11 protein-coding genes and 1 tRNA gene are annotated in these 15,039 nt (G+C 71.3%); 1 reads left to right on the plus strand and 11 read right to left on the minus strand.

The window, feature by feature from the left end; all coding sequences use genetic code 11:
• Window positions 1-2: 2 nt before the first annotated feature.
• Both ACFQRJ_RS03880 and ACFQRJ_RS03885 read right to left on the minus strand, forming a co-directional pair.
• Window positions 3-1,361, minus strand: coding sequence for an ABC transporter substrate-binding protein (locus ACFQRJ_RS03880; protein WP_377017214.1), 1,359 nt, complete (start codon window positions 1,359-1,361; stop codon window positions 3-5).
• Window positions 1,362-1,410: 49 nt separating this feature from the next.
• Window positions 1,411-2,061 carry an ANTAR domain-containing response regulator gene (locus ACFQRJ_RS03885; RefSeq protein WP_377017216.1) on the minus strand — a complete coding sequence of 217 codons (651 nt, stop codon included), beginning with the start codon at window positions 2,059-2,061 and terminating at the stop codon, window positions 1,411-1,413.
• A gap of 105 nt (window positions 2,062-2,166) precedes the next feature.
• On the opposite strand from ACFQRJ_RS03885, the gene ACFQRJ_RS03890 reads away from it, so the two are divergent.
• Window positions 2,167-2,249, plus strand: a tRNA-Leu gene (locus tag ACFQRJ_RS03890).
• A gap of 102 nt (window positions 2,250-2,351) precedes the next feature.
• On the opposite strand, the gene pyk is transcribed toward ACFQRJ_RS03890, so the two are convergent.
• The 9 genes from pyk to ACFQRJ_RS03935 form a co-directional block, all read right to left on the minus strand.
• Window positions 2,352-3,821, minus strand: coding sequence for a pyruvate kinase (gene pyk, locus ACFQRJ_RS03895; RefSeq protein WP_377017218.1), 1,470 nt, complete (start codon window positions 3,819-3,821; stop codon window positions 2,352-2,354).
• A gap of 98 nt (window positions 3,822-3,919) precedes the next feature.
• A complete protein-coding gene (locus ACFQRJ_RS03900) occupies window positions 3,920-5,398 on the minus strand; it encodes a glutamate synthase subunit beta (RefSeq protein ID WP_377017220.1) in 1,479 nt (492 codons plus the stop codon).
• Window positions 5,391-9,971 (minus strand): glutamate synthase large subunit, encoded by a 4,581-nt coding sequence (gene gltB / locus ACFQRJ_RS03905; protein ID WP_377017222.1) that lies wholly within the window; start codon window positions 9,969-9,971, stop codon window positions 5,391-5,393. The genes ACFQRJ_RS03900 and gltB overlap by 8 nt, the downstream gene beginning before the upstream one ends.
• Window positions 9,972-10,044: 73 nt before the next feature.
• Window positions 10,045-11,016: a prolipoprotein diacylglyceryl transferase gene (gene lgt / locus ACFQRJ_RS03910; RefSeq protein ID WP_377017224.1), complete on the minus strand. Its 972-nt coding sequence runs from the start codon at window positions 11,014-11,016 to the stop codon at window positions 10,045-10,047.
• Window positions 11,017-11,189: 173 nt separating this feature from the next.
• A complete protein-coding gene (trpA, locus tag ACFQRJ_RS03915) occupies window positions 11,190-12,023 on the minus strand; it encodes a tryptophan synthase subunit alpha (RefSeq protein WP_377017226.1) in 834 nt (277 codons plus the stop codon).
• On the minus strand, window positions 12,020-13,336 hold the full coding sequence (trpB, locus tag ACFQRJ_RS03920; RefSeq protein WP_377017286.1) for a tryptophan synthase subunit beta: 1,317 nt from the start codon (window positions 13,334-13,336) through the stop codon (window positions 12,020-12,022). The genes trpA and trpB overlap by 4 nt, the downstream gene beginning before the upstream one ends.
• 50 nt (window positions 13,337-13,386) lie before the next feature.
• Window positions 13,387-14,220, minus strand: a complete 834-nt coding sequence (gene trpC / locus ACFQRJ_RS03925; protein WP_377017228.1) for an indole-3-glycerol phosphate synthase TrpC — start codon at window positions 14,218-14,220, stop codon at window positions 13,387-13,389.
• A gap of 64 nt (window positions 14,221-14,284) precedes the next feature.
• Window positions 14,285-14,752: a DUF2752 domain-containing protein gene (locus ACFQRJ_RS03930; RefSeq protein ID WP_377017230.1), complete on the minus strand. Its 468-nt coding sequence runs from the start codon at window positions 14,750-14,752 to the stop codon at window positions 14,285-14,287.
• A complete protein-coding gene (locus ACFQRJ_RS03935) occupies window positions 14,749-14,997 on the minus strand; it encodes an HGxxPAAW family protein (protein WP_377017232.1) in 249 nt (82 codons plus the stop codon). The genes ACFQRJ_RS03930 and ACFQRJ_RS03935 overlap by 4 nt, the downstream gene beginning before the upstream one ends.
• Between the last annotated feature and the right edge of the window lie 42 nt (window positions 14,998-15,039).

The raw sequence follows: 15,039 nt of genomic DNA on the forward strand, positions 1-15,039 counted from the left end.
GGTCAGGCGTCGACCTCGAAGCTGGTCGCTTCTCCGGTCTCGATCTCGTTCGCCTCGGTCCACGAGTAGGTCCGCAGGTCGCCGGTGCGCGGATCGGGACCGTCCCCCAGCTCCAGCGCCCCCATCCTGCCGACGAACGAGATCGTGGCACGGTCCCCGGCCTCCAGTGCGACGCGAAGGGTGCTGCGACAGTCGCCGTAGTCCGTGCATTCCTCGGTGCCGGTGAGCACCTGCCGGATCGAGCTGGCGATGTCGGTCCCCTGGACGGACAGGGCGTTCTGCGCGGCGAGTCCGGCGAGGATCACGGCGTCGTAGGCCTGCTGTGAGTACGCGTACCCGGTGTCCAGGAGGCCAGGGTCCACGTTGAGCATCATGTTGACGTGCTCGACGGTGAGCTCGCCGCCGGGTTCGAAACCCGTCGCCCTGGTCAGGCATTCCGGGGCGAGCTGCTCGTCGGCGTAGTCCACCGTCGCGGCCGGGGACAGTCGCGTGGGGAACTCGACGGTGGGGCGCTGACCCTCGTCCAGCGTCGCCTTGTACAGCTCGGAGAGCAGGCGACCCGCCTCCGGTCCGCCGTTGACCACCAGCAGCGCCGGCGGCGACTCCAGCACCTTCTCGACGATCTTTCCGATCGTGCCGATCTTGCCGAAGGGGTAGAAGTGCTTCGAGACGATCTTGCCGCCCTCGGGGTTGAGGACCTGCTCCAGCTCGTGCAGCAGGCTCTGGCCCTGGGCGGTGTCCTCGGAGACGTAGGCGACGGTGCCCGGGTCCCCGCCCTTGTCGGAGGAGCCCGCCCACGCTTCCTCCGCGTAGAGGGCCGCGATCGCGCGGTCGTTGGGGGCCAGCCGCACCAGCATGCCGGAGCTCTGCACCTCGGCCGCGCGCACGCTCATCCCCGAGGTGAAGACGTCGATCACCGCGATGCCGGCCTCCACGAAGGCAGGGATCGCCGCGATCAGTGCGTCCTCGTCGATGGAGGTGATCACGGCGGTCACCCCGGAGTCGGCCATCGAGGTGATCACGTCGGTGAGGTCCTCACCGGCCTCCTCCATCACGTGGCGCTCGGTCATCTCGACCTCATGGCCGAACAGGCCCTTCCATCGCGCGTTGACGTCGATCATGGCCTCGTGGACGGCGATGGCGATGGTCTTCTCGAAGGCGCCGGCGCGCCCGTAGGAGGCGCCGATCGAGCCCAGCACCAGCGGAACGTCGGGCTCCTCCTGCGCGGCGCCGGTGGGGGCGGTGGTGGTGGCACGGCCGCGGCCCCGGCCTCTGCGACCGTTGGTGCAGGCTGCCAGTGCGCCGGTGCCGAGGACTCCCGCCCCGAGTCGTCGCACCAGCCTGCGTCGTGAGATCACCATGCCCCCGTGCGTCCCCTCCCGCTCCGGGCCCGACGGCCCCGGATCGATGTCACTCCTTGCCGGGACCGCCCAGCTGATCGATGACGGCGTCGGCGACCTCGCGCATGGTCAGGCGACGGTCCATCGAGGTCTTCTGGATCCAGCGGAAGGCCTCCGGCTCCGACAGACCCATGTTGGTCTGCAGCAGGCCCTTGGCGCGGTCCACGCGCTTGCGGGTCTCGAACCGTTCGCCGAGATCCTGGATCTCGGCCTCCAGCTGCGTGATCTGAGTGAAGCGGGAGATCGCGATCTCGATCGCCGGCAGCAGGTCGGCCGGGGTGAAGGGCTTGACGACGTAGGCCATGGCGCCGGCATCGCGGGCGCGCTCGACGAGCTCGGCCTGCGAGAACGCCGTGAGCATCACGACGGGAGCGAGGTTGTCCTCACCGATGCGCTCAGCGGCGCTGACGCCGTCGGTCTGCGGCATCTTCACATCCATGATGACGACGTCGGGCCGCAGCTCACGAGCCTTGGTCACGGCGCTCTCGCCATCGCCGACCGCAGCGACCACCTCGAAACCGGCCTCGGTGAGGGTCTCGACGATGTCCATGCGGATGAGGCTCTCGTCCTCGGCCACGATGGCTGTGCGCTGGGAGCGGCCCTCCTCCTGCTCGGGGAGGTCCTGGGTGTCGTCGGGAAGGGAAGCGGTGTCGTCGTTCATGTCGCCCTATGTGTCGGGAGGGCCCGGCCGCGGGTCGGCACCCGGGCGGCCAAGGCCGGTGGTCATCAGCGGTATCCTAGTCCAGCCCTACTCCACGGGGGGCGAGCCGGGTTGGCGGAATGGTAGACGCGGCGCACTCAAAATGCGCTGTCCGCGAGGGCGTGCGGGTTCGAGTCCCGCACCCGGCACGCAGTACCGGCGTCGCACATCTCACGTGCGTGCCGCACCGGGAGACGGCGCCCGCCGGCCATGCAGGCCGGCGGGCGCCGTCTCGTCGGAGCGGGTCCGGATCAGGTCTGCGGCCCGGCGGCGATGCGGTCGGCCTCGATACGAGCGGACTCGGTGCCGTCGAGGTCGCCGATGCGGTGGACCCGGAGGGTGTTGGTGGAGCCGTGGACCCCGGGAGGCGACCCGGCCGCGATGATGACCAGATCGTTCTTCTGCAGGCCCTTGTGCTCGCGCAGCAGCTCGTCGACGACGCTGACCATCGCGTCGGAATCCTTCTGCATCGGCACCAGGTGCGCCTCGATGCCCCAGGTCAGGGACAGCTGGCGGGCGACCTCGGGGTACGGGGTCATCGCCAGCAGAGGGATCGTGGGACGCAGGCGGGACAGGCGCCGCGCGGTGTCGCCGGACTCGGTGAAGGTCACCAGGTACTGCGCCGAGAGCTGGTCACCGATCTCGGCGGCCGCGCGGGTGATCGCTCCGCCGCGGGTATGCGGGATGGTGCCCAGCGGGAGGATGCGGTCTGCGCCGTTCTCCTCGGTGTTGGTGACGATGCGGGCCATCGTGCGGACCGCCTCGAAGGGATAGGCGCCGACGCTGGTCTCGCCCGAGAGCATCACCGCGTCTGCGCCGTCGAGGATGGCGTTGGCGCAGTCGGAGGCCTCGGCGCGGGTGGGGCGCGGGCTCGTGATCATCGACTCCAGCACCTGGGTGGCGACGATCACCGGCTTGGCGTTGCGGCGGGCGAGCTCGATGGCGCGCTTCTGGACCAGCGGGACCTGCTCCAGCGGCAGCTCGACGCCGAGATCGCCGCGGGCGACCATGATGCCGTCGAAGGCACCGACGATGGAGCGCAGCGCGCGCACGGCCTGCGGCTTCTCGATCTTCGCGACGACGGGGACGCGGCGACCCTCTTCCTGCATGATCCGCAGCACCTCGTCCATGTCGTGCGCGTCGCGCACGAAGGACAGGGCGATCACGTCGGCGCCCAGGGCCAGGCCCCAGCGCAGATCCGCGACGTCCTTCTCGCTCATCGCCGGGACGGAGACGGCCACGCCGGGCAGGTTGATGCCCTTGCTGTCGGAGACCGGGCCGGGGACCTCGACGACCGTGCTGACCTCGGTCTCGGAGACGTCGGTGACACGGACGGAGACCTTGCCGTCGTCGATCAGGAGGACATCCCCCGGGCGGCAGTCGCCCGGCAGGCCCTTGAAGGTGGTCGAGACCCGCTGCTTGGTCCCCACGATGTCCTCGGTGGTGATGACGAACTCGTCACCGACCTCGAGCTGGTGCGGGCCGTCCTCGAACTTGCCGAGACGGATCTTGGGGCCCTGCAGATCGACCAGGATGGCGACGTTGCGGCCCAGATCCTCGGCCGCCTTGCGGATGTTCGCGTAGACCTGCTCGTGATCTTCGTGGGTGCCGTGGCTGAGGTTCATCCTCGCCACGTTCATCCCCGCCTCGATCAGGGTCCGGATCTGCTCGTAGGTATTGGTCGCCGGACCGAGTGTGCAGACGATCTTCGCTTTGCGCATGTCAACCCATCTGTAGTTCTGATAAGGGCCGCGGCCCGCCGGCGAACGTCACGGACGCTCGCCGAAGGGGCCGCAGCATCGCGTGTGGGCCCAGTCTTTCACACTGTGACGGGCTTCTCTCCCGGCGCGACGGGCGCATGGAGAGAGGTGTCCCCCATCAGGTGGCTGTCGACGGCGGCGGCGCAGGAGCGCCCCTCCGCGATCGCCCACACGATGAGGCTCTGACCGCGGGCGCAGTCGCCGGCGGTGAACACGCCGGGGACGTCCGTCGCCCACTGCCCGTCGTGCGCGACGTTGCCGCGCGAGGTGAGCTCCACGCCGAGCGAGGACAGCAGCCCGTCCGTGCGCGGCCCGGTGAAGCCCATGGCCACCAGCACCAGCGTCGCGGGCAGCACGGTCTCGGTCCCGGGGGTGGGCAGACGCTTCCCGTCGCGGAATTGGGTGCGCGCCACCCGGAGCCCGGTGACAGCCCCGTTCTCGTCGGTCTCGAAGCCGGTGGTCGAGGCGAGGTACGAACGCTCACCGCCCTCCTCGTGGGCGGTGGAGACCTCGTACAGCACCGGGTGCGTCGGCCAGGGCTGGTTCTCGTCGCGCTCGCTGGGGGGCTGAGTGCCGATGGCGAGGGTGGTCACCGACTTCGCGCCCTGGCGCAGGGCGGTGCCGAGGCAGTCCGCGCCGGTGTCGCCGCCGCCGATGATCACCACGTCCTTGCCCTCGGCGGTGATCTGGCCCTCCAGCTCGTCGCCGGCCACCCGGCGGTTGGCCTGGGTCAGGTACTCCATGGCCGGATGGATGCCCGCGGCGTCACGTCCGGGAACGTCCAGCTGCCGCGGCGTGCTCGCACCGGTGGCCAGCACCACGGCGTCGAACCGGGAGCGCAGCTTCTCGACGGAGAGGGCGCCGGGGCCCTCGCCGCCGACGTCGACACCGGTGCGGAACCGCGTGCCCTCAGCGCGCATCTGCTCGAGCCGGCGGTCGATGTGGCGCTTCTCCAGCTTGAACTCGGGGATGCCGTAGCGCAGCAGGCCGCCGATGCGGTCATCGCGCTCGAAGACGACCACCGAGTGGCCGGCACGGGTCAGCTGCTGCGCGGCGGCGAGGCCGGCCGGACCGGATCCGACGACGGCCACGGCGCGGCCGGTCTGACGGGACGGCTCGACGGGCTCGACCCAGCCCTCCTCGAAGGCGCGGTCGATGATCGAGACCTCGACGTTCTTGATGGTCACCGGCGGCTGGTTGATGCCCAGCACACAGCTGGACTCGCACGGCGCCGGGCAGGCGCGGCCGGTGAACTCCGGGAAGTTGTTGGTCGCGTGCAGGCGCTCGATCGCCTCGTGCCAGTCGTCGCGGTAGACCAGGTCGTTCCACTCCGGGATCAGGTTGCCCAGCGGGCAGCCCTGGTGGCAGAAGGGGATGCCGCAGTTCATGCAGCGCCCGGCCTGTCGGGAGACGACGTTCAGCGTGCCCTTCTCGCGGGCCTCGTACACCTCGCGCCAGTCCATGAGCCGCACCGGGACCGGCCGAGGGGCGGGCAGCTCGCGGTCGCGATACCGCAGGAATCCTCGGGGATCAGCCATGAGTGCTCTCCATGATCTCGTTCCAGACGTCGTTCGAATCGGGGTCGACCCCTTGGGCCAGCGCGTCCTCGCGGATCGAGGTGATGCGCAGGAAGGCGCGGGGGGCGACCTCGGTGAGCCGGCTCATCAGCTCGTCCTCGTCGGCCAGCAGGGCGGCCGCACGGTCGGAGCCGGTGCGCCGGGCGTGCTCGGAGACCGCCTCCAGGACGAAGGCCCGGTGCTCCTCGCGCACGGGCGTGATCTCGAAGGTGGCGGCGTCCTTGGGGTTCAGGGAGGCCGTATCGAGATCGAGGACGAACAGCGTGCCCCCGCTCATGCCGGCGCCCAGGTTGCGTCCCGTCGGGCCCAGGATCACCACGGCGCCACCGGTCATGTACTCCGCGCCGTGGTCGCCGATGCCCTCGACGACCAGGGTGGCCCCGGAATTGCGCACGCCGAACCGCTCCCCTGCGGAGCCGGCCAGCAGCAGTCTGCCGCTGGTGGCCCCGTAGGCGCAGGTGTTGCCCGCGATCGGGGCGGAGGTCAGTGAGGGGGCGGAGCCGGCGCCGTGGCCGATGGCGATCACACCGCCGGAGAGCCCCTTGCCGACGTAGTCGTTGGCGTCGCCCCGCAGCTGGAGGGAGATGCCGGCCGGGAGGAAGGCGCCGAAGGACTGCCCGCCGGTGCCCTCGAGATCGAGCACGACGGAGTCCTCGGCCAGACCCTCGCCCCCGGTGCGCCGGGTGACTTCGTGGCCCAGGAGCGTGCCCGTGCTGCGCTGGACGTTGCTGATGGTGTCGGTGATGTGCACCGAGGCCAGCCGTCCCTCGATGACCTCGGCGGCCTGTTCGATCCAGGGGTGGTCCGCCGCCCGTTCCAGCTGGTGGTCCTGGTCGCGCCGGCGCCGGGGGAAGTCGCCCTCGTGGATGACGGGGGCGGCGAGGATCGCCTCGAGATCGAGACCCTCGCGCTTGGCCGCACCCAGCACCGAGCGGCTCATCGTGTCGTCGCGCAGACCCAGCAGGTCGGTGCGACCGATCGCCTCGTCCAGAGAGCGCAGACCCAGTGCGGCGAGGTGCTCGCGGACCTGCTCGGCGACGAACTGGAAGAACGTCACCACGTGCTCGGCCTGGCCGGTGTAGCGCGCACGCAGCTCGGGGTTCTGGGTGGCCACGCCCACCGGGCAGGTGTCCAGGTGGCACACGCGCATCATCACGCAGCCGGAGACGACCAGCGGAGCGGACGCGAAGCCGTACTCCTCGGCGCCCAGCAGGGCGGCGATGATCACGTCGCGTCCGGTCTTCATCTGCCCGTCGACCTGCACCGTGATGCGGTCGCGCAGGCCGTTCAGCAGCAGGGTCTGCTGCGTCTCGGCCAGGCCCAGCTCCCAGGGGGTGCCGGCGTGCTTGAGCGAGTTCAGCGGGCTGGCCCCCGTGCCGCCGTCGTGGCCGGAGATCAGCACCACGTCGGCGTGCGCCTTGGACACGCCGGTCGCGACCGTGCCGACCCCGAAGCGGGAGACCAGCTTGACGTGGACGCGGGCGGCGGGGTTCGCCGACTTGGCGTCGTGGATCAGCTGGGCGAGATCCTCGATCGAGTAGATGTCGTGGTGCGGCGGCGGGGAGATCAGGCCGATGCCGGGGGTGGAGTGGCGGGTCCGTGCGATCCACGGGTAGACCTTCTCCGGGGGCAGCTGGCCGCCCTCGCCGGGCTTCGCACCCTGGGCGATCTTGATCTGGATGTCCCGCGCGAACGTCAGGTACTGGCTGGTCACGCCGAAGCGGCCGGAGGCGATCTGCTTGATCGCGCTGCGCCGCTCAGGATCGTGCAGACGCTCCGTGTCCTCGCCGCCCTCACCGCTGTTGGACATGCCGCCCAGGCGGTTCATCGCGATGGCCAGCGTCTCGTGGGCCTCCTGCGAGATGGACCCGTAGCTCATCGCGCCGGTCATGAAGCGGCGGGTGATCGACTCGACCGGCTCGACCTCCTCGATCGGCACCGGCGACTGGTCCTCCGTGCGCAGCTTCAGCAGCCCGCGGATGGTCATCAGACGTTCGTGCTGGTCGTCGACCTCGTCCGTGTAGCGACGGAACTCGTCGTACTGACGGGTGCGCGCCGAGTGCTGCAGGCGGAAGACGGCCTCGGGCGTGAACAGGTGCGGCTCGCCCTCGCGGCGCCACTGGTACTCGCCGCCGACGGGCAGGCTCCGGTGAGCCTGGTGGACGCCGTCGACCGGGTAGGCCAGGGCGTGGCGGGCCGCGTTCTCCTGGGCGATGACGTCGAGGTCGATGCCGCCGATGCGGGAGATGGTGCCCGGGAAGTAGGTGTCCACCAGGTCCTGGGAGAGGCCGACGGCCTCGAAGATCTGCGCGCCGCGGTACGAGGCCACCGTGGCGATGCCCATCTTCGACATGATCTTCAGGACGCCCTTGCCGAGGGCGACGATGAGGTTGCGCACCGCCTGCTCGGGGGCGACGTCGCTGACCACGCCGCGCTCGACGAGCTCCTCGACGCTCTCCATCGCGAGGTAGGGGTTGATGGCGCTGGCGCCGTAGCCGATCAGCAGGGCGGCGTGGTGGACCTCGCGGACGTCGCCGGCCTCGACCAGCAGGGCCGCGGCGGTACGGCGGCCCGTGCGCACCAGATGGTGCTGGACGGCGCTGGTCAGCAGCAGCGAGGGGATCGGCGCGAGCACCTGGTTCGCATCACGGTCCGAGAGCACCAGGAAGGTGGCGCCGTCGTCGATCGCGGCGACCGCTTCGTCACAGATCTCCTGCAGACGCTTCTCGAGCGCCTCGGTGCCGCCCGCGACCGGGTACAGGCCGCGCAGGCGCACGGTGCGGAAGTCCGCGGTCGCCGGGTTGGCGTCGACCGCCACGATCTTGGCGAGCTCGTCGTTGTCGATGATGGGGAAGTCCAGCGCCAGCTGGCGAGCGTGCTGCGGGGTGGCGTCGAGCAGGTTCCGCGCCTGGCCGATGGCCACGCCCAGCGAGGTCACGATCTCCTCGCGCAGGGAGTCCAGCGGAGGGTTGGTGACCTGGGCGAACATCTGGGTGAAGTAGTCGAACAGCAGCCTCGGGCGATCCGAGAGCACCGCGATCGGGGTGTCGGTGCCCATCGCACCGAGCGGCTCCGCGCCCTTGGCGGCCATCGGGGCGAGCAGGATCCTCAGCTCCTCCTCGGTGTACCCGAACGTCTGCTGACGCCGGACCACGGAGGAGCGGGTGTGGGTGATGTGCTCGCGGGAGGGCAGCTCGGACAGATTCACCTTCTGCTCGCGCACCCAGGTCCCGTACGGGTGCTCGGTGGCGATGCGGTGCTTGAGCTCCTGGCTGGGCACGATCTCGCCCTCGGCGACGTCCACCAGGAAGATCTCGCCCGGCGCGACGCGCCCGGTGCGCACCAGGGAGGAGCGCGGGACGTCCAGCAGCCCGGTCTCCGAGCCCAGGATCACCAGGTCGTCGTCGGTGACCCAGTACCGCAAGGGGCGCAGCCCGTTGCGGTCCAGGCGCGCACCGACCTGCGTGCCATCGGTGAAGACGACCGAGGCCGGGCCGTCCCACGGCTCCTGCAGGGCGGCGTGGAACTCGTAGAAGGCCCGCAGGTCCGGGTCCATCGAGTCGTCGTTCTCCCACGGCTCGGGGATCAGCATCATCAGCGCGTGCGGGAGCGAGCGGCCCGAGAGGTTCAGCAGCTCGAGGGTCTCGTCCAGGCTCGCCGAGTCCGACGCCCCGGGCGTGCTGACCGGCAGCAGCCGCGCGAAGTCCTCGCCGAACACGTCGGTGCGCATGCTGCCCTCGGCGGCGCGCAGCCGGTTGCGGTTGCCGATCACCGTGTTGATCTCGCCGTTGTGGGCCAGGGTCCGGAAGGGATGGGCCAGCGGCCAGGCCGGGAACGTGTTGGTCGAGAACCGGGAGTGGACGATCGCCAGCTCGGCCTCGAACCGCGGGTCGTGCAGGTCCGGGTAGAACTGCTCGAGCTGGGCCGGGGTGAGCATGCCCTTGTAGACCATCACGCGCGTGGACAGCGAGGGGAAGTAGGCGCGGGTGGTGTGCTCGACCCGGCGGCGCACCGCGAAGGCGGCGCGCTCGAGCTCGATACCGGTGCGCTGACCGGCCGCGTCGGCGACGAAGACCTGCACGAAGTCGGGGCGGACGGCCTCGGCGGAGGGCCCGACGAGGCCGTCGGTGGTGGGCACCTCGCGCTGGCCGAGGACTCGCAGGCCCTCCTCGGCGCAGATCGACTCGAGGGCCTCGAACGCCTCGCGGCGGCCCTCCTCGTCGCGGGGGACGAAGGCGATGCCGGCGGCGTAGGAGCCCAGCGGCGGCAGCTCGAGGCCGCTGACCTCGCGCAGAAACGAATCCGGCAGCTGGACCATGATTCCGGCGCCGTCACCGGTGGCCTCCTCGGCACCGACGGCTCCGCGGTGCTCGAGGTTGCGCAGCGCCGTCAGGGCGTGCTCGACGATGTCGTGGCCGGGGCGGCCGCGGAGGGTGGCGATCATCGCCACGCCGCACGAGTCGCCCTCGCTCTCGGGGCGGTAGAGGCCCTGCGAGGCGGGGAAGCGGGAGAAGCGGGTATCGAGGGGGTGCATACGAGCCCTTCCAGGTGGGCGGCCGGTGACGGCTCGCCGGTGGTCGACGGGTGCCCGGTCCGGGCCACGGTCCTCAGGCGCGTCTGTGGCGTCCGGTGTCCGTGGGGCCCTCCGGGTCCCGGGGGGAGGATTCTTCGTCGGCGGCGGGAGGAGTCCCGGATCTGTCGGGCTCGTCCTCGTCGTCGGGGTCCTCGTCCTCGGCGGGGGCGGGTACGACGAACGATCCGTCGGCCGCGACGACCTCGCCGCCGCGCCGGCGTTGTCGCACGGTGAGGATCACGAAGGCGAGTAGGGCGACCAGAACCATGATGATAGCGACCAGGGTGTGGATGCGCAGCGGCCCGATCATCAGGACGGGCTCGCTGCGGATGGCGTCGATCCAGGCGCGGCCGGTCGAGTAGATCCCGGCGTAGGCCCAGAACACGCGGCCGCCGCCCAGCTCGAAGCGGCGCGCCAGGGCCAGCAGCACCACGACACCGACGAGGTTCCACAGCTGCTCGTACAGGAAGGTCGGGTGGTACGTGCCGGGCTCACAGCCGGGGATCGTGGTGCCGTTGGTGACGCACGTGACGTCCCACGCCCACCAGGTGTCCAGGGGCGGGCCGTAGAGCTCCTGGTTGAACCAGTTGCCGAACCGGCCGATGGCCTGCGCGACCATCAGGGTGGGGGCGATGGTGTCGGCCAGGGCCGTGAACGAGACCTGCTTCATCCGGGCCATGAAGTATGCCGCGATCGCGCCGCCGGCCACGCCGCCGTAGATCGCCAGGCCGCCCTGCCAGATGTAGAGCACGGCGATGGGGTTCCCGCCCTCCCCGAAGAACGGGGCCGGGGAGGTCAGCACGTGCCAGATGCGGGCGCCGATGATCCCGGCGATGATCGCGACGAACACGATGTCGAAGAGGTCGTCGCCGTCGCCGCCGCGCGCGACCCAGCGCTTGGTGGCCCACCACAGGGCCACCCCCATCCCGAGCAGGATGCAGATCGCGTAGAAGTGCACCGTGAGCGGGCCGAGGGAGAGCGAGGAGATGGGCGAACTGGGGATCATGTCCGGGCTCTCCTCACTGTGGTGCGGGACGGCTGGGCGGTGCGGGACGACGGGGCGGCGGACTCGCCGGGCGATCGGGCCCGCCCCGCTGGGGCCGGCCCGAGAGCGGACCGGGCGGCCCCTGTGGATGCTGCGCCGACGGGGTGGTGCCGTGCGGGTCCTTCGGGCCGGTACTACGAGGCGGTGCGAGCGCGCTCCACTCCGGCGCGCAGATCGTCGGCCACGGCTGCGAGGGCGGTGCGGGTCGCAGGGGCGTCGCCCGCGTTGTCCAGCAGCGTGCGCACGAAGGCGGAGCCGACGATCACTCCATCAGCGTACGCGCCGACCTGCGCGGCCTGCTCACCGTTCGAGACGCCGAGACCGACGCAGACGTTGCGGGCGCCGGCCGCGCGGGTGCGCGCCACCAGGTCCTCGGTGGCCGCCGACACGCTCGCGCGGGTCCCGGTGACGCCCATCGTGCTCGCCGCGTAGACGAAGCCCGTTGTGTGGGAGACCACATGGGCGAGGCGGTCCGGCGGCGAGCTGGGTGCGACCAGGAACACGCGGTCCACGCCGTGCTCCTCGCTCGCGGCGATCCAGTCGGCGCCCTCATCGGGGATCAGGTCGGGGGTGATGACTCCGGCCCCGCCGGCCGCGGCGAGGTCGCGCGCGAAGGCGGCGGGCCCGTAGGCGAGGACCGGGTTCCAGTAGGACATGACGAGGATGGCGGCTCCGCGGCCCGAGAGCGCCTCGACGGCCTCGAGCACGTGACGGGTGCGCACTCCACCGGCCAGGGCGGCCGAGGCCGCCTGCTGGATCACCGGTCCGTCCATGACCGGGTCCGAGTACGGAAGGCCCAGCTCGATCATGTCGGCTCCGTGATCGATGAGCACCCGGGCGGCGTCGATGGACTGCTCGACGTCGGGATACCCGACGGGCAGGTAGCCGATGAGTGCAGAGCGGTTCTCGCTGCGGGCGATGTCCAGGGCGTCGCCCGCGCGCACGCGGGCGGTCTCGGTGGCGCTCATCGGGACACCCCTCCCTCGGCACCGGCAGGGCCGGTGGCGTCTCCGGCGGTGGTGCGGGCGCGGGCGCGGAGGCTCTCGAGGTCGGCGCGGGCGGGGTCCTCGCCCACCAGGCCGAACCAGCGGGAGGCGGTGTCGACGTCCTTGTCCCCCCGACCGGAGAGGCTGACCAGGATGACGGCCTCCTCCCCCAGCTCCCGGCCCAGTTCGAGGGCTCCGGCCAGTGCGTGGGCGGATTCGATCGCGGGCATGATGCCCTCGGTCATGGACAGCAGGGCGAAGGCGTCCATGGCGGGGCCGTCGTCGATGGCCCGGTACTCGGCACGGCCGATGTCCGCGAGCCAGGCGTGCTCGGGGCCCACGCTGGGGTAGTCCAGCCCGGCGGAGACCGAGTGCGAGGGGATGGTCTGGCCGTCCTGGTCCTGCATCACGAAGCTGCGGGCCCCGTGGAGCACCCCGGCGGACCCTCCGGAGATGGTCGAGGAGTGCCGACCCGAGTCGATGCCGTCTCCTCCGGCCTCGCAGCCGATCAGCCGGACGACGGGGTCCACGTCGTCGAGGAACGCGTGGAAGATGCCCATCGCGTTCGAGCCGCCGCCGACGCAGGCGACCACCGCGTCGGGCAGGCGGCCCACCCGCTCGAGGGTCTGGGAGCGCGCCTCCTCGCCGATGATGCGATGGAAGTCGCGGACCATCACCGGGAAGGGGTGCGGTCCGGCGACGGTGCCCAGGAGGTAGTGGGTGCTCTCGACGTTGGCGACCCAGTCGCGGAACGCTTCGTTGATGGCGTCCTTGAGGGTGCGGGAGCCTTGGCTGACCGGGACCACGTCGGCCCCGAGCAGGCGCATCCTGGCGACGTTCAGCGCCTGCCGCTCGGTGTCCTCCTCGCCCATGTAGATCGTGCAGTCCAGGCCGAACAGGGCCGCTGCGGTGGCGGTGGCGACGCCGTGCTGGCCGGCGCCGGTCTCCGCGATGACCCGGGACTTGCCCATGCGCTTGGTCAGCAGTGCCTGGCCGAGGACGTTGTTGATCTTGTGGCTGCCGGTGTGGTTGAGGTCCTCGCGCTTGAGCAGGATCCGGGCGCCGCCGGCGAGCTGGGAGAAGCGCGGCACCTCGGACAGCAGCGAGGGCCGGCCGGTGTACTCCGCTGCCAGGCGCTGCAGCTCGACCGCGAACTCCGGGTCCACGACGGCCTTCTCGTAGGTCTCGGTGAGCTCGTCGAGGGCCGGGACCAGGGCTTCGGGCAGGAATCGACCGCCGAAGTCCCCGAAGTAGGGGCCGGACTCGGAGCGCAGCTGCCCGGCGGGACGCTGCATATCGGTGCGGACCTGGCCATCGGGCGGGACGGGCTGGGGATGCGGGGCGCTCATGCGCGGGCTCCTTCCGGGGCGGTGCGACCGCGACGTGCGACCTGGCGGAACGCGGTGACGGCGGCGGCAGGATCACCGGCGGTGACCAGTGCCTCGCCGACCAGCACGGCGTCTGCTCCGGCCGCGGCATAGGCCTCGACGTCCTGGACGGAGGCCACGGCCGATTCCCCGATGGCCAGCGGTCCGGCCGGGATCCTGCGCAGCAGGTCACCGGCACGGTCGGGGTGCACGTCGAGGGTCTTGAGGTCGCGGGCGTTGACGCCGAGGAGGTCGGCATCCAGGGCGAGGGCACGGTCGAGCTCGTCGGCGGTGTGGGCCTCGATCAGGGCATGCATCCCCAGCTCGGCCGTGAGCTCGGCGAGGTCGCGCAGTAGTGAATCCTCCAGCGCCGCCACGATCAGCAGGATCAGGTCGGCGCCATGGGCGCGCGCTTCCAGCACCTGGTACGGATCGACGATGAAGTCCTTGCGCAGTACGGGAACGTCGACGCGCGCACGCACGGCGTCGAGGTCCTCCAGGGAGCCGCGGAAGCGGCGGGGCTCGGTCAGGACGCTGATCGCGCTCGCACCGCTGTCGGCGTAGATCGCCGCGAGGTCGGCAGGAGCGGGGATCTCTGCGAGTGCGCCCTTGGAGGGGCTGGCACGCTTGACCTCGGCGATGAGGCCCATCGTGGTGCCGTCCCCGCGCAGGGCGGCGCGGGCGTCGCGGGCCGGGGCGGCGTCACGGGCGAGCTGCTCGAGCTCGGTGGCGGGCGTCGCCGCGCGTCGGGGCTCGAGGTCCTCTCGCACCCCGGCGATGATGTCGTCGAGCACGGTGCCGGTGGGGGTCACGGGTGCCTCCTGCAGCGGTCTGGGGCGGGATCGCCGGTGGTGCGATCGGGACGGGGGTCGGTGCTCAGGCGCCGACGAAGGAGATCGGGGCGAGGAACCAGAAGGCGGGGATGTTCCGCAGCACGGTGAACAGGGCCACCAGGGCGCCCAGCAGGATCATCACGCGGTTCGAGGGCAGCATGCCGATCGGCCTGCCCCGTGCCCGTCGTACGGTCCACAGGGCGAGCCCCGCGGCCACGGCCGGCAGGGCGAGGATGATCAGCGCATTGCTGCGCAGAGCGAGCAGCAGGTTCCCCTCCAGCAGCGCGTGGACGGCACGGATCGCCCCGCACCCGGGGCAGTCCAGCCCGGTCAGGGTGTGGACGATGCACAGGGGCACGTTCGTGCGGAAGGGGTCGAAGGTGGCCTGGACCGTGAGAGCGACGAGGAGCCCGCTGGCCACGATCCCCAGGGGCAGCAGGGTCCTGCGGAGTCCGCCGGCGGGGGCGTCCGGCACGGCGTGGCCGTGCTGGTCCCGCGCCGCCCAGGTCATCTCGAGTCGTTCTGGACGAGTTCCGGCTTGGGCTGGCCGAGACCGGCGAGCGACATGACGATGCCCGCGATGATCGCGAGCGCCATCACGCCGATGCCGATCCACACCAGAAGCATCATGGCCAGGATCATTCCCGCGGCCACGATGGCCGAGCCGAAGACCACGCCCATGGTCAGCGTCCAGGCGGCCGCGGTCTTGCCCTCGTTGTGGGGCGGGTGCGGCGGCACGGCGTAGGTCTTGGTCATGGTCCTTCTCCGGTAGGGGGCCCTGTCGAGGCTATTGTGCCA

This window comes from Brachybacterium sp. GCM10030252, assembly GCF_042666535.1.
Lineage (GTDB): Bacteria > Actinomycetota > Actinomycetes > Actinomycetales > Dermabacteraceae > Brachybacterium.

What these genes read in the sequence shown, in the direction of transcription:
- pyk (WP_377017218.1), bottom strand. Translation starts at nt 3,821, where the DNA reads ATGCGCAAAGCGAAGATCGTCTGCACACTCGGTCCGGCGACCAATACC.
- ACFQRJ_RS03930 (WP_377017230.1), bottom strand. Translation starts at nt 14,752, where the DNA reads ATGACCTGGGCGGCGCGGGACCAGCACGGCCACGCCGTGCCGGACGCC.
- ACFQRJ_RS03885 (WP_377017216.1), bottom strand. Translation starts at nt 2,061, where the DNA reads ATGAACGACGACACCGCTTCCCTTCCCGACGACACCCAGGACCTCCCC.
- ACFQRJ_RS03880 (WP_377017214.1), bottom strand. Translation starts at nt 1,361, where the DNA reads ATGGTGATCTCACGACGCAGGCTGGTGCGACGACTCGGGGCGGGAGTC.
- ACFQRJ_RS03935 (WP_377017232.1), bottom strand. Translation starts at nt 14,997, where the DNA reads ATGACCAAGACCTACGCCGTGCCGCCGCACCCGCCCCACAACGAGGGC.
- ACFQRJ_RS03900 (WP_377017220.1), bottom strand. Translation starts at nt 5,398, where the DNA reads ATGGCTGATCCCCGAGGATTCCTGCGGTATCGCGACCGCGAGCTGCCC.
- trpA (WP_377017226.1), bottom strand. Translation starts at nt 12,023, where the DNA reads ATGAGCGCCACCGAGACCGCCCGCGTGCGCGCGGGCGACGCCCTGGAC.
- lgt (WP_377017224.1), bottom strand. Translation starts at nt 11,016, where the DNA reads ATGATCCCCAGTTCGCCCATCTCCTCGCTCTCCCTCGGCCCGCTCACG.
- trpB (WP_377017286.1), bottom strand. Translation starts at nt 13,336, where the DNA reads ATGCAGCGTCCCGCCGGGCAGCTGCGCTCCGAGTCCGGCCCCTACTTC.
- gltB (WP_377017222.1), bottom strand. Translation starts at nt 9,971, where the DNA reads ATGCACCCCCTCGATACCCGCTTCTCCCGCTTCCCCGCCTCGCAGGGC.